The sequence below is a fragment of the Micavibrio sp. TMED2 genome (genome assembly GCA_002168225.1).
Lineage (GTDB): Bacteria > Pseudomonadota > Alphaproteobacteria > TMED2 > TMED2 > TMED2.
Genome location: NHBH01000001.1, coordinates 1,656,588 through 1,676,377 on the forward strand (window position 1 = coordinate 1,656,588; position 19,790 = coordinate 1,676,377).

A 19,790-nucleotide genomic window follows, 5' to 3' on the forward strand; every position below is an offset into this window, starting at 1 on the left:
TCCTGTCCCGCTTCATTCCTGTGAGAAAAAACATGGCAACCAATACCGAGAAAACCGCCCCGGCCAGTGCGCTGGATGATATGCAGGCCGCGGTGATGGACCGTAACCTGGCGCTGGAAGCAGTGCGGGTGACCGAGGCCGCCGCCCTGTCCGCATCCATGCTGATGGGTCGTGGTGATGAAAAGGCCGCCGATCAGGCCGCCGTCGATGCCATGCGCCGCGCGCTCAACGGCATGGCGGTGTGCGGCAAGGTGGTGATCGGTGAGGGCGAGCGCGATGAAGCGCCGATGCTCTATATCGGTGAGGAAGTCGGCATGGGTAAGGGGCCACGCCTCGACATTGCTCTCGACCCGCTGGAAGGCACGACGATTACCGCCAAGGGTGGCTCGAACGCGCTGGCGGTTGTCGCCATGGCCTATGAGGGCGGCTTCCTGAATGCACCCGATGTTTATATGGACAAGATCGCGGTCGGTGGTGGCCTGCCCAAGGGCACCATCAATATTGAGGATGAGCCGGTTGAAAACCTGAAGCGTCTCGCCGCCGCCAAGGGTGGTGAGGTGGAAGACCTCGTGGTCTGTATCCTTGATCGCCCACGACATGAGGAACTGATAGCCAAGGTGCGTGGCGCCGGTGCCCGGATCACCCTGATCCCGGATGGCGACGTATCCGGCGTTATTGCCACCGCAGAAGCGTCGAGCGGTATCGATATCTATATGGGTTCCGGTGGTGCGCCCGAGGGCGTTCTGGCGGCGGCTGCGCTGCGCTGTATCGGTGGCCAGATGCAGGGTCGCCTGCTGTTCCGCAATGATGACGAGAAGGCCCGTGCCGCGCGCTGGGGCATTACCGATCTTGATCGTATCTACAACCTGCATGATCTGGCATCGGGCGATGTGATGTTTGCCGCGACCGGTGTGACCAATGGCGCGATGCTGCGCGGTGTGCGCCGGTTCCCCGGTGGTGCACAGACCCATTCGGTTATCATGCGCTCGAAATCCGGTACGGTTCGCTACATCGACGCCCATCACAACCTGAAACGCAAATCAGGCCCGATGTCGGTGGAATTGCCACCCGACAGCTTTATCGAGGAGTAGGCGTGATCCCGAATGCTTGATATCGCGCCCGACGACCCCGACTACGATACAGACAAACAGGACGCACCTGATGGTGCAATGCCCGTTGGTGCCTCCGGGCGGCCATGGGCCTTGCGTGACTACTGCACCGACGAAGCCGCCAGCATTGCGCGCAATTTCGACCTGCCACCGGCGTTGGCGGCGGCACTGGTCGCACGCGGCATCAATGGCGATGGTGTCGAGGCATTCCTGACGCCGCGGCTCAAGACCAGCATGCCCGATCCCTATGCGCTCCGCGATATGGATGTGGCGGCACGCCTGACCGCCGATGCGGTACAGGGCAATAGCAAGATTGGCATCTTCGGTGATTTCGATGTGGACGGGGCGAGCAGTTCGGCCTTGCTGCATCGCTATTTCGAAGCGGTGGGCATTGATCATGAGGTCTATATTCCTGACCGGTTGAGCGAGGGCTATGGCCCGAATATCCCGGCGATGACCGGGCTGGTCGAGCAGGGCTGCGAGCTGATCATCACCGTTGATTGCGGGATTGCGGCGCATGAGCCGATTGCGGCGGTGGCCGATCTCGGTGCGGCAACCATTGTCCTTGATCACCACCGGCCTGACGAGACACTGCCGACCGCCGATGCGGTGGTCAATCCGAACCGCCGCGATGATGACAGCGGCGTCGGCTATCTCGCCGGTGTCGGGGTTGCTTACCTGTTCCTGATTGCCCTCAACCGGGTGTTGCGGGAAGACGGGTTCTTCGAGGGGCGGGAGGAACCACCACTGCTCGAATGGCTAGATCTGGTTGCCCTCGGCACGGTTTGCGATGTGGTGCCGCTCAAGGGCCTGAACCGGGCACTGGTGGCGCAGGGACTGCGCCTGCTGGCAGCACCGACAACCGCCGGGTTGAGCGCGCTGCATTCCATGGGCAAGATTGATGGCGCGGTTTCCACCGATCATCTCGGCTTTCAGTTCGGCCCCCGGCTCAATGCCGCCGGGCGGATGGGCCAGAGCCGTCTCGCCTTTGAACTGCTGTCAGCGCCCAGCCATGAGGAGGCAGCCTCGATCGCGACTACTCTCGACCTGTTGAACAAACAGCGGCAGGGGGTTGAGCAGGACGTACTGAAGGCCGCGCGCGCCGCACTCAAGGACAGCGCTGATGATCTGCCGATCCTGCTCGCCTATGGTGAGGGCTGGCATGGCGGTGTGCTCGGTATTGCCGCCGGACGCCTCAAGGAACGCTTCGGTCGGCCTTGTCTGATCGGGCATGTTGAGGACGGTCTGGTGAAAGGCTCAGGCCGATCCGTGCCCGGCATCAATCTGGGTGAGGCCATGCATCAGGCACTGGCCAAGGGGCTTGCCGTCACCGGTGGTGGTCATGCCATGGCTGCCGGGTTCGGCGTACCGCTGGACAAGATTGATGCCTTCCACAAGCACATGTGCGATTTCGCCCTGCAGGCGATGGATGGCGAGCCGATTTCTGATCCGCTCGTGCTCGACAGCTGGGTTGCCGCCGGTGCGGTCAATCCGGGTCTGGCCGACCGGCTGGCGCGTTTGGCGCCTTTCGGCAGTGGCAATCCCGAGCCGGTTTTCGGCGTGCGTGGGGTTGAGCTGACCCAGGCCGATATCGTCGGACGTAACCATGTCCGCTGTCGTTTTGTCTCCAACGGGTCATGGGTGCAGGGCATTGCCTTCAAATGCGCGGAAGAGCCGATGGGGCAGGCACTGCTCTCGGGTATCGGCAAACGCTTCGACCTTGCCGGTACGATCCGGCTCAATGAGTGGAATGGCCGGGTAAAGGTCGATTTCGTGCTCTCCGACGTGGCCAGCTACCGCTGATCCGGTTGTCTTGCTGCTCCTGATTCAATCAGTGCGTGCACTGTTTTGCGGAACGTTTTGGCACGCCATCCGTTTCTTCTCTAAGGACGTTTGATACGAAACGACTGCAGGGAGAACGGCTATGACCGCAGAGAAAAAGAAGAAAATCGAGCAGGAGGACATCGACGAAACCCTCGACGAGTCCTTCCCCGCGAGCGATCCGCCATCATGGACACCGGGCGGCGGTAAAACGCCTGAGAGCGACAAAAAAGAAAAAGAGAAGTCGGATAATTAAAGAATGTTATATGGGGATCTTCGGAGCCCCATTTCTTTATGGATAGCAAGGGGTGTTCACTTGGCTGCTTTGCAAGTCCGGTGATGTTGTTAAGCCATTTGCCGTGCTGATGTCCCACTTATAAATGCCTGATATTATCTATATTCTTCCTGCAGACAGTGGCCCTGTTGGTGGTGTGAAGGTTCAGTTGCAACATGTGCGAATGTTGCGTCAGGCCGGGTTTTCAGCAGAGGCATATGCTCTCGCCAATTTTCATGATTGGTATGACGCCGGGTTCCCGGTCACGATTTTCGGTCAGCAGACTCACTGGATCAGGCCGGGGTCAATCGTTGTCTTTCCTGAAACGGAACTGCCGAGACTGAAGCAAACCGCGGATTGGCCTGATATTTGGCGCATAATCTTTTGCCAGAACCATTATTTGGCCAATTCCGGTGGTTTGGCGCGCCGTGATCGGTATGGAATTCACGGGGTCTTTTCCTGTTCTGCCATCATCTCAACCTATCTTGAGGCACATTTCGGGCTTGGGCATGTGCCTGTGGTGCCAAACGCTATTGATCGTGGTGTCTTTGGTGCTGCGGGAACAAAACGGCCCGGGTCGATTGCCTATATGCCCCGAAAATACAGCAATGCGGTTGGGTGGTTGCGTGACAATGTGCCTGAGGCGGCAGCGTGGAATTGGCTGCCGCTGCACAATCTGTCACAAACCGAAGTAGCAAGCGAACTGGGGCAGGCAGAGGTTTTTCTGGCCTTGTCCTATCGCGAGGGATTCGGTTTGCCGCCGCTTGAGGCCATGGCCAGCGATTGTATTGTTGCCGGTTTTCATGGTGATGGCGGTCGGGAATATGCCACGTCGGATAATGGCTTCTGGCATGATGAGGATGATTTTATCGGTGTCGCGGGTAGCTTGAAGCGTGCTGTTGCTGTCGCCGGCAACAGGGATGCAGAGTGGGCGCAGATGATACAGGCCGGTCGCCGTACCGCGGATGCCTATTCGATGTCCGCCATGAATACAGTGCTGATTGATTATTGGCGCAGGCAGATCACCGCTCTGGGCTGCTCTGTTGCCGACTACATGGCCTGATGCTCAGTAGCTGATACCCAGCTTTTTATAGAGAAAGCTCATCAGCCAGGCCGGTCCGATCAGCAGGAACTGCACATCTTTAAAGAAGGAAGGTTTCTTGCCCTCGATCCTGTGGCCCCAGAACTGCCCGATCCAGGCAATGACAAAGACGATCAGCGCTGCCTGCCAGAGCGGGAAGGCGGTTGCAGCCTCATATCCCAGAATAACCGCGACACAGATCGCGGCGTAAATCGCAAACCCGACCGCCAGTGGCGGGGACAGCCAGACATAATAGGCAAGCGCCAGCGCCAGCAGCAGCGTTGCCCAGTTGACGAATGGTACGGCAACCGGGTCAGGCAAGGCCCAGAGCAGGGCAATTACCGTCCAGACAATCACCGGCACACAAACCCAATGTACCGCCTTGTTCGTCTCGTTCTGATGGCTCTCCCCATACTCGGCCAGCAGCCGGTCAATCGGGCGCCCAGCGATACCCCGGTCGGCATCGGTTCCGTCAGCATCAGTCATGGCGTTTCCTCTTATGTTTTAGACATAAGGGTACGCTGGTCGTGACACATGCACAAACCTGATTTATTCGCTGATTTTTCAAGGAGGTAAATGGCGTCCCCTACGGGAGAGGACACCGGACAGTCTGTAAGTTTCTGAAACTATGTAATTCAAAGGTTTACAGGCAAAGAGTTCCACACAATAATGCCCCACATGAGGAATAAAAACCACCATCTCGCCCAGCGTAAATCACGTTGGTACTTGCGTATCAGGTACCCCAAAAAAGTAAGGGTGATTCTAGGGCTGCAGCCAGACGCCGAATATGAAGTTACGCTCGAAACTGGGGATGTACGTGAAGCAAGAAAAGCGAGAGATGCGCGTCTGGTAATCATTCGTAAAGAGTGGGACAGAATCTGCTCAGAAGCCGGTTCTGACGAATCCAGCCTTATCAAACAAGCCTTAGAATTGAAAAAGAGGACAGAAGGTAATCCGGCAGCTATTGAGTTTGATCGAAATGTGCAGGTGGATATCTGGAGGGATAAGATACGTGATAGAGCTTTTGCTCTCGGCTTGATTGACAAGTATGGGGCAGGAGAGATGGATATCGATGTTGCGGAAGACATAGCCGCCTCTATGGACCCAGAAGCAAAGAAATATGAAAATGCTATACTGGTAGCAATTGGAGAGAGTGTGCCTATCTCTGAGGCCTCGGAACGTTTTCTAGGTGTCTGTGACCTAAGCAAAAGCACCATTGCCAACTACCGCACAGCTTATAAAGTTCTGCTGTCTGAGTACTCTTATTTTAATGAGCTAGATAAGCCCTCTGTTAGAGATTTATTCAACAAGCTGGGACAGAGCCTTACAAAAGCGACGCTCCATAAATATCGTTCAGCATATCGCCAATTATGGGAATTTGAAAACCTTCCCTCAGATATATGGGAACAGAAGATATATAGCAGAGTAAAGGGCACTAAAAGGAACAGGTTTGCTGATGAAGATTATGGAAGGTTACTCATTGAGTGTCAGCATTCTAACCCGCAATTATTTCATGCCATTCGGATAGCGGCCCATACTGGGGGGAGGCTTGCAGAAGTTACTAACTGCTCTTTGGTGGAGGTGGTTGAAGGGACTTACTTTATAATATTGCCCGGCACAAAAAATGAACAATCAAACAGAGAGATTCCTTGCCACTCGGCGATAGTTGATAGCGTAAAGGTGTGGTGCGCAAATCCACTCTCAACAAAGGACTTGGGGCGAGATTTTACAGCCTTGAAGAAGAAGCTGGGGTATAGCGATGAACACGTCTTTCACAGCTTCAGGCACTCATTTACCCACAAACTTGAGATGGCCGAAATACCTCTAAATATAGCAAAGAAGCTGCTTGGGCATAAGCTTGCAGACGTTACTTTCGGTTTGTATGGGGGCAGGTTAGGCGCAAATGAGAAGATTGCAATAAGGGCCATCGAATCAATCCGGTGGCAAGGAGACATAGTAAGGATATAGAACTTCAAGGTTCTACGTATCCGACCGATAAGCCGCATCACATTCAACTATCAGGAAGGAAACGACGTGACAGCAATCTCATCACCATCAAGCCTCATTGAGACAACCCCATATCAACTCGCGGTAGCTCTTGAGGAAGCTGCCGGAGAGTTCATTTACTCGGATGCTCTCAATGGCAATGAAGAGGCATTCAATAGTGCCAACGTCATTCACTTGGCGGCAGAGCAAGTCATGGCTAAAGCCCCTGCGTCAAACCTGAATGAACTTAAGCAGAAACTTTTCGCTGGTATCAATCTGGCCAAAATCCGTAGTGACGAGCCTACGTTGCTCCACCTGCATGAGACCTTAAGTGACTTGGAGGTTATTTTAGGTGAGCCGAGGCAGGAGCGCGGAGATATGCGTCTGGCCTTTAATGAGGCAGTGGGCAACGTCTACAAAGAGATTGATCGTCATACGAGCAAGTGGGAGTTTCAAGATGATAAGCAATATGGTGAACGTCTGTTCACGCTGAAATGTGCCTTGAGAAAACTGGCAGAGGCGTATGCAAGCTGAAAGGAATGGGTAATTGAGACATCAGGTATCTTGCCTGTTTACACTGGCGTTAGTCCTCGTTCTTTCGGGGGCTAGCGCCTTTGCTGCTTCTGAGGACAACCCAGCACAACCCACAGCACACTCGGAGCACCCCGAGCAAGACCTCAGGGTGATCGATGGTGATACCCTCAAGATCGACGGGACAACCTATCGTATGTGGGGCATCGATGCGCCTGAGAAGGGCCAGCAGTGTGAGCGTAACGAGGGTGAGTATTATGATTGCGGTGCTCACTCCAGCTTGGCCCTCAAGACGATCATCGGAAAGAACAAAGTCACCTGCGAGAAGGTCAATACGGACAGGTATAAGCGTTTGGTTGCCCGGTGTTACCTTGGGGGAACCATGGACCTTGGGTCGTGGATGGTGAACGCTGGGTATGCTGTGGAGTACAAGAGGTATTCCAAAGGGTACTACCAGACGGAGCAGGATAACGCTGAGGAAGCTCAAAGAGGGCTATGGGCTGGGGACTTTACAATGCCTTGGGATTACCGGAAGGAACGGCGGTAGTACTGATTTTATATTTGGCAATAGCCACAAATGGCTTTATATAAAACTGCCACTGGCAGGAGAAAAATGATGCTTAATATTTTTAAATTATTTGTTGTTGGGCTTCTCGTATCAGGCTGTGCCAGCACCATTCAGAGTCAAGTTCAAACATTTTCAGATATTGAAGATTCTATACAGTACAGAAATGTATTTATCACGAGTAAAGACGAGAAAAATATAGAAACTCTGGAGTGGAAAACATATTCTGAAATTCTTGAGGTTGAATTGCTAAGCAAGGGGCTATTCAGGGGGGCTGACCGCAACGATGCTGACCTTATTGCAATATTCAGCTACGGAATAGATGAAGGTGAAACCACAAGTTCAACATATTCAATTCCACAATATGGACAAACTGGGATTTCCAGCTCCTACACAACCGGGTCATATTCATCATATGGGACATATAGTGGAAGAACCATAAATGTACCCTCGTATGGCGTGACCGGGTACAGAACTGGCACTAAAGTTAAACAGCTTTACACTCGGTTTGTTCGATTAGATTTTTTTGATGCAAAAACGAATGAGAAGAAATACGAAGCGTCAGCAATAAGCAAAGGTAGCTGTGGAGCATTATCATCGGTCGTTAAGCAAATCATAGCTGCATCATTATCGTATTATCCTCAATCAGGGACTGGCTTTATTGAGTTGCCCTATACAGGGAATTGCTAACCAGCGCCGACCAATTCCCTCCACCTAGTCGTATATCCCGGTGTCATCCTGTTGCGCTGCATGTGCCATGCCTTGTGGCTCCGGGTGCCTGAGCTGGCAGTCCTCAGGGCGTGCGATCCATAGCGCCCATTGATTGCATCCAGTGCATCCATGAGCTTTACCGAGCTGTCACTGTCAGGCTTACCAAACAGACTCTGTTGTTGCTCTGAGGCGGCTGAGAGGTCAACCAGCATTACCCCGGCCTTCATGAAGCGCACACCCGGCTTGTAGATGCCGTCTATGCCTCTGACGGCAGCCTCGGCCAATCTGCGGGTATCGGCAGTAGGTACCTCAAAGCGTATCAGGACAGACTTCGCATAGTACGGCTCGTGAGGGATGAAAGGGCTGGACCGGGCTGATACCTGAATGGCTCCACAGACGGAACCTTGTGAGCGCAGCTTCTCAGCCGCTCTCGCTGCATGACCGGACACCGCTTCAATAAGGCTCTGCTTGTCTGTGACCTTCTCCCCAAATGACCGGGAAGCAATGATCTCTTTCTTGGGTTCTATCTCCTCGAAGCACAAGCACGGGACGCCGCGAAGCTCCATAATGAGCCTTTGCATCACAACATTGTACCGCTTACGCATCTCGGTAGGGTCACTGTTGCGGAGGTCCAAGGCGGTATAGATGCCGATACGGTTCAGGCTCTCCTTCCACCGACGACCGACACCCCAGACATCACCGACCTCGAAGGACTGCAACACAGCATCAAGGTTCTCAGCGCTCCCTAGATTAAACACACTGCCCGGTACCTTGCGTTTCTTGCAGATACGGTTGGCGACCTTGGCGAGCACCTTGGTAGGCCCTATGCCCATCGAGACAGGGATGCCGGTATGCTTATGGGTGGTTGAGACGATCTCACGGGCATAGGCATCGAGCGTGCTGAGGTCAAAGCCGGTCAGGTCTAGCCATGCCTCATCAATGGAATAGACCTCAAACTCAGGGGTGAAGGAGCCGAGGGTATTCATCACCCTGGCTGACATATCGCCATACAGCGCATAGTTGCTGGAGACCACCACAGCACCGAGGGCTTCCAGCTCCTGCTTGTGCTTGAAGTATGGGGCACCCATAGGGATGCCAGCTTCCTTCAGCTCGTTGCTTCTAGCGATGATACAGCCGTCATTGTTAGACAGGACACCTACAGGTTTGTTCTGCCAGTCAGGCCGGAAGACCCGCTCACAGGAGGCATAGAAGTTGTTGCAATCCACTAGGGCAATGCGACGTGGCCAAGGCTTCTCAGTATTTGCGGATGACACCTGAGACCACTCCCCAAACCTCGAACTCAGAACCATCGGTAAAGCTGATGATTGAGTAGCTGTCATTATCCGGGTGCAGCTCGATATGCCCATCCCGGCGCTTGACCAAGCGTTTGACTGTCAGTTCCCCATTGATGACCGCTATGACAATATCGTTGTTCTTGGCGTTCAAGGCCCTGTCCACGGCCAAGATATCCTCTGGGAGTATCCCGGCATTGACCATGCTGTCGCCGGTAACACGGACATAGAAGGTGGCTGAGGGATGCTCGACTAACAACTCGTTCAGGTCCAGCTCTCCCTCGATGTAGTCGTCAGCAGGAGACGGGAACCCTGCCTCAACCGAGGACAGGACGAGGGGTAACGCTAGGCGCTCAGGGGATGCTTTGGGTTTGCTCAGAAGGCTCACTATGGGTGCTCCGTGGTGGACCGTTGGTGAGCACTACTAGATTCCTGAAACAGCAAGATGCGTCAAGAACATTGTGAGAACATTTGGTGGGGCCTAGATTTGCGCCCAATATCTCCGAGCCTATATCGTTATATCAACAGCTCCAGAGTTTCCCCCGGTGGGTACCCCTAAGTCCACTCAAAGTTGACCGGCAGCTAACCCAAGGTGGCTCTGGTTGATACAAAGGGGGGCTACTTATTAGGGGGCAGGAAGCGCTCCTGACAGTTTGAACCAGACACACATTGCCCTGTGTTCAGATCATAGACGGCAATATTCTTGGCCTTCTGATAGGTGGGCACAGGAACCCCTTTGGCGACATTGAAGTGGCCCCAAGGCAGATCACCGGGTAGCCTGTTGATTGGTTGCTTAATCAGGTAGCTGCTTCCATATTCGCCGCGCTCGATGGCCCCGCTGCTCTCAAGCTGTAGCAGCCCAAGGTTACCCGGCAGGACTTCATACGACCTAGCCTCCTTGTCGCTGGCAAATAGCTCATCCACCTCAACGTTGACTATCCCGGCAAACCCGGAGTTCATCCGTATCTTCATATCGTGAGTTGTAAACGGCTCAGGGAGTACAGCCGTGCCATCCGGGCGGAAGGCCTGAACACCATCAGTGGTGAAGCTGTACCGCAAGCCGCCTACAGCGTACTCGAACGGTACCTTGGTGATGCTGTTGAAAACCTCATAGTCAGCATCATTAAAGCTATCCCCCGGAATTACGACATAGGGGGCTGAGTTCATTATCACGAGGTTATCAATGGGCTTCTGGAAGTAGTTGGTTAGCCTCTCTCGCTCCAAGCGCTCTCTGCCCGAGTTGGGCTTGAAGATATATTGCTCGACGCAGCTCCCGGATGCGGTAAAGATCACTCGTTCCTTCGGGATGCCATAGGAACCTGACCCCGCTTCTGAAGCCTTCTTGTCAGGGTGTTGAATGACCAGTTGGCGTACCCTGTTCGTATCACCAGTGAACTTCCAGACGATAGGCAGCTCAGTCATGGCAAAGACATATAGCGGGCCATTGCCTTCTGCTACCCGGACAGTTGCGGCGGTGATGGTTTCGTAAATGTCGCCTATGGAAACTGTGGAAACGCTGGCTCCCTCCTTGGCGCTGATAACGATTACGGTGTCACTGCCAATAGGCTTAGGGACATTGCAGGTGCTTTCAGCAGCCACAGCGTTGAATGTGGGTGACCAAGCCCAAGCGATAACGAGGATAGAGAGAGCCATCAACTGATAACGTAGCCCCACCATGTGACACCCCCCCCCCTCCATGTCATTGCCAGCTTGTAAATCACAAAGCTGATCGAGAGCGTATCTGTTTGCTGTTGGCTCAACAAGCAAAGGAATGGGGGATAGGGTGGGCGGAGCGTGGCTGTTCTAGTGGTCCCAAATCGCAGTAACCGCAGGTAAAGCTTCCCGGACCTCTCAAGGGAAAAACCTAGGGTTTCTGCGGGTTTCCTAGCGGTCCACTATAGAGTAAGCGCAACCAATGCCTCCCATGGTCAACCATCTGTAATCATTGGGTTATTCTAGCGGCGCTCTATAACATAACCGCAGGTAAAGCTCGGATAGCTAAGTGGCTGATTTAATTGACATATCCTAGAGACGGGCACTGGCAGCAAGCGGAGGTAGGGTTCTTTGGTCCTCCTCATCATTCAGCAGAACCCAGCGTGTCCGCGAGGGTATACCCATGTGGACAATCAAGAAGCATACCCATGACAGTCCGTTAGACTTGACATGCGCCATACGGACATATAGCTAAGTGGACACGAGCTATACGGACATATCATGGGAGCTATCCGGTCATGACCACAAAAGCGAATAAGACGATCCTGTACGCACGGGTATCAACCACCGAACAAACATTGGAGCATCAGATTGAACAGGCAAGGAAGGCCGGGTTTGAGATTGATGATGTCATTGAGGACCACGGAGTATCCGGAGTGAATACCCTCATGAAGGACAGACCGGGGGGCAGACGCCTGTTTGACTTGCTGAGAACTAATGATGTGCTGGTAGTGCGATGGGTAGACCGGCTTGGCAGAAACTACCGGGACGTCACCGAGACAATCCGTGAGTTCATGGATAGAGGCGTTGTTATCAGGACGGTCATTAACAACATGACCTTCGACGGCGCTGCACAAGATGCCATGTCAAAGGCTGTCAGGGATGCCCTGATCGGTTTTATGGCAGCAACCGCTGAGGCACAGGCGGAAACACTCAAGGAAGCCCAAAAGGCGGGCATAGAGCACGCTAAAGGACAAGGGAAGTTCCGAGGGAGAAAGCCGGGGTTTGACCGGCAGCAATACGCGATGATTGTGGACCTGTTGAGCAAAGGTGCCCCCATGACCAATATCGCGAAGGAAGCCGGAGTTAGTCGCCAGACTGTCTATCGAATTAAAGACGATATGGCGGGTGCTGAGGCGATGCTGGAGCGATGGGAATGAGTTAAAAGCTCATCACTCGTCTGCCTCGTTATGGTAGGCCCATATCTTCTCTGCCAGAGCTTGGTAATCCTGATCTAGCTCTGGTGCCTCAACCAATTGGTTAATCGTCTCAACTACGATTCCCCAGTCCTCAGAATCAACGAGACGAAGAGGAAGCTGGGAGTTGTAAAGACGGATTGCTTTGGCGAATGCCTCAGGGTTCGTCGATAGTTTATCGCTGAACTCTTTGATAAGACGGTCTTTAAATTCAAAGGCCAACTTATCATCGTCATAGGAATCGTCTAGCGACGCCTCAACGCCCCGGTAAATACCTAAGGCCTTGCCCCACGACCATCCTGAAATCTCATTAAGTTTTCTGCCGTTGGACAGCAATTCGTCACGAACATTCTGCATGGTGCTCAGTTGAGATTTTTTTCTAACTGTTAAGCTCTCAAGTTCACGTGCTGACAAATCTGAAAAGATACAAACATCCTGCCAAGCGATATTACTCAATTCTTCTCGTCTAAGAGGAAGCTTTAGCTTTGAATTCTCCTCAGTAGCTCTTCCCCTTGGGTTTGTCTCAGATGAAGGCAAACAACGAACAGCAACTTCCGTATCTGGACCATAGACCTTTTCATACGCCCTGTAGCGATGATGGCCGTCTACAAGATAAAAACCTTCTCCGCCCCACCAAATGGTTAACGCATCCAACTCGCCGGTAGACCGCAAACGTTTCTCCACAGCTTCCAAGAAATATTTATCGACATCCTCACCGTCTGGCAGGTCCCTTACCTGAAAGACATGTGGCAAAACCTGTATTTGAGAAAGCTTTAGTTTTTCAGGGTAGCCGACTGCTTCAGGAGGCTCAGGCCGCTCGCTCTGCTCTTTTTGTAATCTCTTATAAACCGCTAATATGAACTTCGACATATCACTCGCCGCCCTTATCGACAACGATGTCATTGCCTGCTGAAAGAAAACTATAGAAACCACGCAGAGCTGATAGATTTTTGCCTATCTGAGACACCAAGGGCGATGGGTCTAATTCATTTTGGAAATCTTCGATAGCGGCCAGTAGATCACCCACACTTTTCACATCGGATTTGATGCTGTTTTCATAGATTTCACGTAGGCCACTTGTCTCAAAAGACATGGGGAAGTGACGCTCACATATAGCAGCTATGTCGTTGAGACGTCCCGATAAGAACCTGATAAGGACTGTAAGCCTCCAAACAGAACCACGCGTGGACCAGAAAGCTATGTCTTCTTGTTTATTTTGCAAAACAATCCTCACTAATCATACGACACCTATGTCCAATCCTATGGGGTGTCCAAATGGACATAACACAGGATATCAAGCAACGCGACGATGAATCTGTTAAGGAGTATCAAGAAGCGCTTGCAGGAGCAGCAAAGAATGTCTGAATTTTGTGGGGACACCCGGTGGGGACAAACGGAAACCCAAGGAAACCGGCAGTTTCAGCTATAAGTGACCCGTGGGGGCATGAGGATTCACGTATGTGTCTTCTGCCCTCTTTTAATTTTTAAAGCAGTCCCCACAAGAACTATTCCCTAACAGCTATTTCCAAGGTCTATCAGGCCTTGATAGCGCCAAGCACAGAGGAATAATTATCTCGTACACATTCTGATTTTGCTGATATTCTGCTGTGTCAGTATCAAGATCACTAAAAGCTAGAATGATAAAAACATGCTTATTGATGTTAGTGGGGTATGCCAAAAGTGTAAAAGTGACGTGAGTATCTTGGTTAACGATGGAGCACCCCAAGGTGAGTGCCAAGAATGCGGTGAAGCACCATTCGCGTTCAAAAGACTAGAAGGCATAATCTACGTGGTATCCAATCCCAACCAAAGAGGGGTCAAGATAGGAAGAACCACGAAAAGCGTTCACGACAGAATTAAACAGCTCAACTCAACTGGAGTAGCTGGTAGCTTTGAGCCGATTGCCATTTTCCCATCGAAGAACACCAAGAAAGATGAGAAGAAGGCTCACGAAAAACTTAAACGCTTTCATTTAGAAAAAGAGCACTTCGATATTCATGAGGTAGAAGCTGTCTTGAAAACGCATAGAGCTCTCAGGACAACTCCGATATTCTTCAACGACGACATCGAGGAGCGTTTCAAGCTCAAGGCTGAACAGGCAAAGATTGAAATGAAGCTGAAAATTAAAGGCAAAGTCTGATGGATGTTCATTGACCTCCGCCAACTCGTCGTAAACTCAGAGGAATTGGCGGCTTTAGAGGGTGTGCGGGAAATTGCGCATACCCCCAAGAGTAAGTACCGGGGGCACTTCAAGAGCACCTCATATATCCATCACCAGAACGGCCAGGAATATGAGATGTATGAGATGGATCGCACAGGGTTCGCTATGTTGGGTAGTGGCTAGCGCTCGCCCTCCTGCTCAGCCCAATAGCCCCTTAGGACTTCATCCTTGGCATCCCCAAGCTCCCCACAGAACACCTGAGCTTTACCTAGAGCTTCACCCTGTTCATCAGCCTTGAGTCCATCAAAGGCTATCTGTTCATACTCTGCTAAGGCATCTACCAAGCCCTCCTCTCCGAGCACCGGCAGTGCCAGCAGGACAGCAACCTCACGTGCTCCTATGGCATTCTCAAGGTACAACTCGCGTTCATCCTGTGGTCTATCGAGAGCTTCAAACTGCCAGACACCTGAGCAGCCAGCGAGAGCCTGAGCCAAGGAGAGGCGTTCATTACCTGTCAGGGATAACTCGGAGATACCCTCCTGCTTGAGCTGCTGGGCGTAGTCGAGGATGGGGCTATCGGTGATGCTCTGGGCATGAGCAACAGGGAGTGCTGTCAGAAGCAAACCTGCGAGAAGGAGCGCTAGCTTTGTCATGGTCACCTATTCCCCGCTTTAACCAAAGCCAGACACTCGTATAACCAGCACCACAGGGCCTCCCACAGTTTACCATGCCGTACAACATGAGGTTCCACCAACTCACCGAACTCCCTCTGGAATAGCCTCATGGCCCTCGGCATGTGGGACTTGTGGGTGACCACTATCACCTGCCTGTCTCTATCATGGCCTAGCAGCACCGAGCACTCCTTGGCATTACCTGCGGTGTTCATGGAGTTCTGCTCCAAGATAATCTCTGGTTCAGAACATTGGGTATCAGCTAGGAGTTCATGGGCCAGATTAGCCATGCACTGAGCCTCTGTAATAGGCCCTGAGCCTTTCCCTGAGAGCACCAAGGTAGCTTTAGGGTGCCGGTTGCCCATGAGAGCTACACCAGCCTCTATGCGCTCCCTGAGGAGCTTGGAGGGGGTGCCGTCGGGGAGAACCTTGGTACCAAGTATGATGATGATAGGTGGGGATGTGGGGGACGTGTTCACGGTTGTGTTGAACTACCTTCCACGAGCCTTCCATGCCCTAACCATTGCATCGGTCACATCAGCCTCATAGCAGACAGGTCAGGGGCGATCTTGCGCTCAGATATGATTTGTGTCGCGGTACCGTAATCGGTTGTCGTTGCCGATTAATGTTAATACCGATGTTCCACACAATATGTCCCACAAACAAGTGTGGTGCTTGACATTGATGTTTGTGAAAGGCAATGATTCTGCGGTTTTCAGAACGGCAGAAATATATGGCGTCCCCTACGGGATTCGAACCCGTGTTGCCGCCGTGAAAGGGCGGTGTCCTAGGCCTCTAGACGAAGGGGACGGACAAGAGAGCGGTTTTGTATCCATAGCCGTTGATAAAATCAAGAGCTTCTCGACATGCTCAGGTCGAAAAATTGCATTTTCTTCAAAATGGTGGCCGCGGCCGGACTTGAACCGGCACGAGCAAAGCTCGAGCGATTTTAAGTCGCTTGCGTCTACCAATTTCGCCACGCGGCCACTTATGGGCTGCTGCATAGCATCCGCCTGCGGTGAGGCCAAGACCGAATGCGCATTTCCGGGCCTGAAATTCGGGTTACAGTGGCTGGAACTGTTCCTTGATGATCCGCTCACCGAGATTCTGGTCGGGGTCAAACAGCAGGTTCAGGTCGATGCTGCGATCCTCGGTGATCTCGACCGAGACGATGTCGCGAATTTCGGTGGAATCCGCCACAGCACTGACCGGGCGCTTGTCAGCTTCCAGCACCTCGAATCCGATGCGGGTGGTGTGGGGCAGGAGCGCACCGCGCCAGCGGCGGGGACGGAACGGGCTGATCGGCGTGACGGCCAGCAGTTGCGCGCCCAGCGGCAGGATCGGGCCATGGGCGGAGAGGTTATAGGCCGTGCTGCCCGCCGGTGTTGCCACCATGGCGCCGTCACAGATCAGTTCCTCAAGCCGGGTAACACCATCGACCATGATCTTCAGTTTGGCCGCCTGTCGCGTCTCCCGCAGTACCGATACCTCATTGATGGCATAGGCGGTCTCGATCGAGCCAAGCATGGTCTTGGTGACCATGGACAGGGGATGCAGACAGATCTGCTGGGCAGAAAAAATCCGATCAAGCACCTTGTCGATCTTGTATTCATTCAGCAGAAAGCCAATCGAGCCGCGGTTCATGCCGTAAACTGGCGTGCCGCGCCCCATGGTGGCGTGCAGTACCTCCAGCATCGTGCCGTCACCGCCAAGGGCAATGACCACATCGGCTTCATTGAGCGGCGACAGGTTGTGCAGTTGGGCCGCGAGCTTGACCTTTGCGGTCTGGGCGGCCTCATGGCTGCTGGCATGGATGGCGATGCGCGGGTTTTCCGGCACCGTCGGTTCGGTGACAGATGCCTGTGCGATATCTGCTGCTACTGTCACCATGAACGTCAGAAATCCCTTAGCGATTTTGGCCTTGTGGCAAGGTGCCGACCATCTGCTTGAAAATATGCTGAAAAACCGGGGCGGTGTCACCCTTGACTGCAGCAGCGACAGGAAAGCCGGGCCTGCCTATGGCAAGACTGCATCCCGTATTTCGCGTCAGCCGCCGGTCGTGCTCATATGGCGATTGACGTGCCGTTCGGCAAGCCGCCGGTCGAGGATGAAGTCATGGCCCTTGGGCTTGCGGGCAATCGCCTCATGGAGTGCGGCTATGATGGCCTCATCTGATCCCGGATCAGCGCGCATGATATCGCGCAACTCAGCCTTGTCATGCTGGCCCAGGCACATGAACAGCGTGCCGGTGCAGGTGAGGCGGACCCGGTTGCAGCTCTCACAGAAGTTGTGGGTCATCGGTGTGATGAAGCCGAGGCGTCCGCCGGTTTCCTCAACCCGCATATAACGCGCAGGACCGCCAGTCTGGTCAGGCAGGTCGGTGAGGGTCCATTGCTCGCGCAGCTTGGCACGAACCATGGACAAGGGCATGTACTGGTCCAGCCGCTCACCCGCGCCGATTTCACCCATAGGCATGACCTCGATAAAGGTCAGGTCAAAACCCCGGTCGCCACACCAGAGGACCATATCGTGAAACTCGTCATCATTGGTGCCGCGAAGGGCAACCGCATTGATCTTGATCCGCAGGCCGGCCCGGTCAGCAGCGTCGATGCCCTGCATGACCTGCTCCAGCTTGCCCCAGCGGGTGATCTGCCGGAACTTCTCCGCTTGCAGGGTGTCGATGCTGATATTCACCCGCTCAACACCGCAATCGACCAGCGGACCGGCATATTTCGCCAGCTGTGTTCCATTGGTGGTGAGCGTCAGTTCATCCAGCGCATTGCTGGTGAGGTGGCGGGAGAGGCGCTCGACCAGCCACATGATATTGCGCCGGACCAGAGGCTCACCGCCGGTGAGGCGCAGCTTGCGTACGCCGAGATCAACAAAGATGGAGCAGAGGCGGTCCAATTCTTCCAGGCTGAGCACATCCCGTTTCGGCAGGAAGGTCATGTCTTCGGCCATGCAATAGACACAGCGCAGATCGCATCGATCCGTAACAGAAACGCGTAAATAACTGATATGACGATCAAAAGCGTCAATCAACGTGTCGCGCGTCAGGGCTGTATCTGGCGTTTTGTCGAGCAAGGTAGACTGGTCCGGGAGAAAATTTTCTGTCTCAAGGATATAGGGTTCTTTGGCAATCAGGCCAATGATTTAGCCGTGAGCGTGCGGTGAAGCCCGGAAATTCGGTATTCGCGCTTTCATGGCAGGGGCGTATCACACGCTTATCCACTATCTGATGCGCCGATGAAAGCGCCGTGCATCCACCAAATACGTTGTGAGGGCACTATGATTGACCGTGTTGAAGAGTTCCAGCCTGCTACCCTTGAAATCGCCGAGAGCGGTGAGCCTGTTCTGACAGTCTCGGGCGATCTGGTGGCCAATGACCTGATTGAGGTGCGGCTCGAGAATGAAGCTGTTGCCGTTATCAGCGATGGCAAGCTGATTGGTCAGAGCCATCACCTGACCAATACCCTGCAGAACTGGCTGGTTCTGGCAGAAGAGGTCGCCGTTCGTGCAGCGAACTGTGAAAATGCTGTCGAAGCAGTGGTTTACGCGCCGGTCTATAACTACAATCCAAACAGTCAGCGCCGCATCTGACCCTGTAAACAGGGCAGGTGGTTTAGGCTGCGGCCTGATCCCGGCTGCGCGCTTCGATGCCAGCGGCGGTATCAATAATCTCATGCCAGCTGATATCGGCATTCTGCGGAACCGATGACAGGGTGCGACGCCAGAGGCGGGCACCTGCGCGGCCATTCATCAAGCCCATCATGTGTCGGGTAATGCTCTTGAGCGGTGTACCAGCCGCCAGACGGTTGGCAACGTACTCGCTCATACCGGTCAGGATCGCGCTCGGCTCTGCCGGAACATGCGCGTTGCCCATGATGGCTGCTTCCGCCTCGGCCATGATCAGCGGGTTCTGATATGCCTCACGACCGATCATCACGCCATCAAGGGCGGGCAGATCATCGCTTGCCTGCATGGCTGCCTGCATTTCATCGACGGTTTTAAGGCCGCCATTGAGCAGGATTTCCAGTTCGGGGCAGCGTTTTTTCAAGAGGCGAACCCGGTCGTAATCCAGTGGCGGAATGTCGCGATTTTCCTTTGGGCTCAATCCTTTAAGCCAGGCTTTTCGTGCGTGGATGTAGAAGGTTTCACAGCCCGCTGCTGCAAGGGCATCAACGAATTCATCGAGAAACGGGCCAGTGTCGCAATCATCGATGCCGATACGGCATTTGACCGTCACCGGCAGATCCGTGGCTCCGCGCATCGCTGTCACCAGCCGGGCCACATGTGCCGGCTCGGCCATGAGGCAGGCACCGAAGCTGCCGGATTGCACCCGATCCGACGGGCAACCGCAATTCAGGTTGATCTCGTTATAGCCATAGCCGCTGCTGATTTCGGCTGCACGGGCGAGGTCGTCAGGATCGGACCCGCCCAGTTGCAGCGCTATCGGATGCTCGGCAGCGGAAAACGCCAGATGCCGTGCCTGATCGCCAAACAGGATCGCGCCCGTGGTTACCATCTCGGTAAACAGCAGCGTATTCGGCGCGATGGCACGCATCAGCATCCGTTGATGGCGGTCGGTCCAATCCATCATCGGTGCCACCGACAGGCGTCGGTCCACGGCCTTTGTCGCGGGTGATTTGGCAATTTCCCTGTTCATGGGGCGCACCATA

At 53.7% G+C, this 19,790-nt stretch carries 21 protein-coding genes and 2 tRNA genes; 11 read left to right on the forward strand and 12 right to left on the reverse strand.

All coding sequences use genetic code 11. The annotated features are described in order from the left end of the window. Positions 1 to 95: 95 nt before the first annotated feature. From CBB62_07900 to CBB62_07910, 3 genes are all read left to right on the forward strand, one after another. Complete coding sequence (locus tag CBB62_07900; protein ID OUT42704.1) at positions 96 to 1,091, forward strand: fructose-bisphosphatase class II; 996 nt, start codon at positions 96 to 98, stop codon at positions 1,089 to 1,091. A gap of 12 nt (positions 1,092 to 1,103) precedes the next feature. Then, positions 1,104 to 2,912 carry a single-stranded-DNA-specific exonuclease RecJ gene (locus CBB62_07905; GenBank protein OUT42204.1) on the forward strand — a complete coding sequence of 603 codons (1,809 nt, stop codon included), beginning with the start codon at positions 1,104 to 1,106 and terminating at the stop codon, positions 2,910 to 2,912. 398 nt (positions 2,913 to 3,310) lie between these two features. Continuing rightward, the gene (locus CBB62_07910) at positions 3,311 to 4,267 is read left to right on the forward strand and encodes a hypothetical protein (protein ID OUT42205.1); all 957 of its coding nucleotides are present in this window, start codon (positions 3,311 to 3,313) and stop codon (positions 4,265 to 4,267) included. 3 nt (positions 4,268 to 4,270) lie between these two features. Here CBB62_07910 and CBB62_07915 read toward each other — a convergent pair whose 3' ends face one another. Continuing rightward, positions 4,271 to 4,771, reverse strand: a complete 501-nt coding sequence (locus CBB62_07915) for a hypothetical protein (GenBank protein OUT42206.1) — start codon at positions 4,769 to 4,771, stop codon at positions 4,271 to 4,273. 183 nt (positions 4,772 to 4,954) lie between these two features. Between CBB62_07915 and CBB62_07920 the strand changes: the two genes are divergently transcribed. From CBB62_07920 to CBB62_07935, 4 genes are all read left to right on the forward strand, one after another. After that, positions 4,955 to 6,253 (forward strand): hypothetical protein, encoded by a 1,299-nt coding sequence (locus CBB62_07920; protein ID OUT42207.1) that lies wholly within the window; start codon positions 4,955 to 4,957, stop codon positions 6,251 to 6,253. A gap of 66 nt (positions 6,254 to 6,319) precedes the next feature. Continuing rightward, the gene (locus tag CBB62_07925) at positions 6,320 to 6,805 is read left to right on the forward strand and encodes a hypothetical protein (GenBank protein ID OUT42208.1); all 486 of its coding nucleotides are present in this window, start codon (positions 6,320 to 6,322) and stop codon (positions 6,803 to 6,805) included. Between the two features lie 13 nt (positions 6,806 to 6,818). Next, complete coding sequence (locus CBB62_07930) at positions 6,819 to 7,349, forward strand: hypothetical protein (GenBank protein ID OUT42209.1); 531 nt, start codon at positions 6,819 to 6,821, stop codon at positions 7,347 to 7,349. 30 nt (positions 7,350 to 7,379) lie between these two features. Continuing rightward, positions 7,380 to 8,057, forward strand: a complete 678-nt coding sequence (locus CBB62_07935; GenBank protein ID OUT42210.1) for a hypothetical protein — start codon at positions 7,380 to 7,382, stop codon at positions 8,055 to 8,057. Here CBB62_07935 and CBB62_07940 read toward each other — a convergent pair. From CBB62_07940 to CBB62_07950, 3 genes are all read right to left on the reverse strand, one after another. Then, entirely contained in the window at positions 8,054 to 9,388 is a 1,335-nt protein-coding gene (locus CBB62_07940; GenBank protein ID OUT42211.1) for a hypothetical protein, read from the reverse strand. The genes CBB62_07935 and CBB62_07940 overlap by 4 nt on opposite strands. Beyond that, positions 9,333 to 9,749 (reverse strand): hypothetical protein, encoded by a 417-nt coding sequence (locus tag CBB62_07945; GenBank protein ID OUT42705.1) that lies wholly within the window; start codon positions 9,747 to 9,749, stop codon positions 9,333 to 9,335. The genes CBB62_07940 and CBB62_07945 overlap by 56 nt, the downstream gene beginning before the upstream one ends. A gap of 239 nt (positions 9,750 to 9,988) precedes the next feature. Beyond that, on the reverse strand, positions 9,989 to 11,068 hold the full coding sequence (locus CBB62_07950; GenBank protein OUT42212.1) for a hypothetical protein: 1,080 nt from the start codon (positions 11,066 to 11,068) through the stop codon (positions 9,989 to 9,991). Positions 11,069 to 11,601: 533 nt separating this feature from the next. On the opposite strand from CBB62_07950, the gene CBB62_07955 reads away from it, so the two are divergent. After that, positions 11,602 to 12,243 carry a recombinase gene (locus tag CBB62_07955; protein ID OUT42213.1) on the forward strand — a complete coding sequence of 214 codons (642 nt, stop codon included), beginning with the start codon at positions 11,602 to 11,604 and terminating at the stop codon, positions 12,241 to 12,243. Positions 12,244 to 12,255: 12 nt separating this feature from the next. On the opposite strand, the gene CBB62_07960 is transcribed toward CBB62_07955, so the two are convergent. Next, positions 12,256 to 13,182 (reverse strand): hypothetical protein, encoded by a 927-nt coding sequence (locus CBB62_07960; GenBank protein OUT42214.1) that lies wholly within the window; start codon positions 13,180 to 13,182, stop codon positions 12,256 to 12,258. A gap of 745 nt (positions 13,183 to 13,927) precedes the next feature. Between CBB62_07960 and CBB62_07965 the strand changes: the two genes are divergently transcribed. Both CBB62_07965 and CBB62_07970 read left to right on the forward strand, forming a co-directional pair. Next, a complete protein-coding gene (locus CBB62_07965; protein ID OUT42215.1) occupies positions 13,928 to 14,419 on the forward strand; it encodes a hypothetical protein in 492 nt (163 codons plus the stop codon). Between the two features lie 3 nt (positions 14,420 to 14,422). Beyond that, the gene (locus tag CBB62_07970; protein ID OUT42216.1) at positions 14,423 to 14,623 is read left to right on the forward strand and encodes a hypothetical protein; all 201 of its coding nucleotides are present in this window, start codon (positions 14,423 to 14,425) and stop codon (positions 14,621 to 14,623) included. On the opposite strand, the gene CBB62_07975 is transcribed toward CBB62_07970, so the two are convergent. The 6 genes from CBB62_07975 to CBB62_08000 all read right to left on the reverse strand — a co-directional run bounded on the left by CBB62_07975 (position 14,620) and on the right by CBB62_08000 (position 18,168). Next, positions 14,620 to 15,093 carry a hypothetical protein gene (locus tag CBB62_07975; GenBank protein OUT42217.1) on the reverse strand — a complete coding sequence of 158 codons (474 nt, stop codon included), beginning with the start codon at positions 15,091 to 15,093 and terminating at the stop codon, positions 14,620 to 14,622. The two genes, CBB62_07970 and CBB62_07975, sit on opposite strands and share 4 nt — an antisense overlap. Positions 15,094 to 15,095: 2 nt before the next feature. Beyond that, a complete protein-coding gene (locus CBB62_07980; GenBank protein OUT42218.1) occupies positions 15,096 to 15,590 on the reverse strand; it encodes a hypothetical protein in 495 nt (164 codons plus the stop codon). Between the two features lie 255 nt (positions 15,591 to 15,845). Next, positions 15,846 to 15,921: transfer RNA gene (locus CBB62_07985), tRNA-Glu, on the reverse strand. A 90-nt stretch (positions 15,922 to 16,011) separates the two neighbouring features. Then, positions 16,012 to 16,097: transfer RNA gene (locus CBB62_07990), tRNA-Leu, on the reverse strand. Positions 16,098 to 16,173: 76 nt separating this feature from the next. Then, a complete protein-coding gene (locus CBB62_07995; GenBank protein ID OUT42219.1) occupies positions 16,174 to 17,001 on the reverse strand; it encodes an NAD kinase in 828 nt (275 codons plus the stop codon). A gap of 156 nt (positions 17,002 to 17,157) precedes the next feature. Continuing rightward, on the reverse strand, positions 17,158 to 18,168 hold the full coding sequence (locus tag CBB62_08000) for a GTP 3',8-cyclase MoaA (GenBank protein OUT42706.1): 1,011 nt from the start codon (positions 18,166 to 18,168) through the stop codon (positions 17,158 to 17,160). A 231-nt stretch (positions 18,169 to 18,399) separates the two neighbouring features. Between CBB62_08000 and CBB62_08005 the strand changes: the two genes are divergently transcribed. Next, a complete protein-coding gene (locus CBB62_08005; protein OUT42220.1) occupies positions 18,400 to 18,711 on the forward strand; it encodes a hypothetical protein in 312 nt (103 codons plus the stop codon). 22 nt (positions 18,712 to 18,733) lie between these two features. Here CBB62_08005 and CBB62_08010 read toward each other — a convergent pair whose 3' ends face one another. Beyond that, positions 18,734 to 19,777, reverse strand: coding sequence for a tRNA dihydrouridine(20/20a) synthase DusA (locus CBB62_08010; GenBank protein ID OUT42707.1), 1,044 nt, complete (start codon positions 19,775 to 19,777; stop codon positions 18,734 to 18,736). Positions 19,778 to 19,790 lie beyond the last annotated feature (13 nt).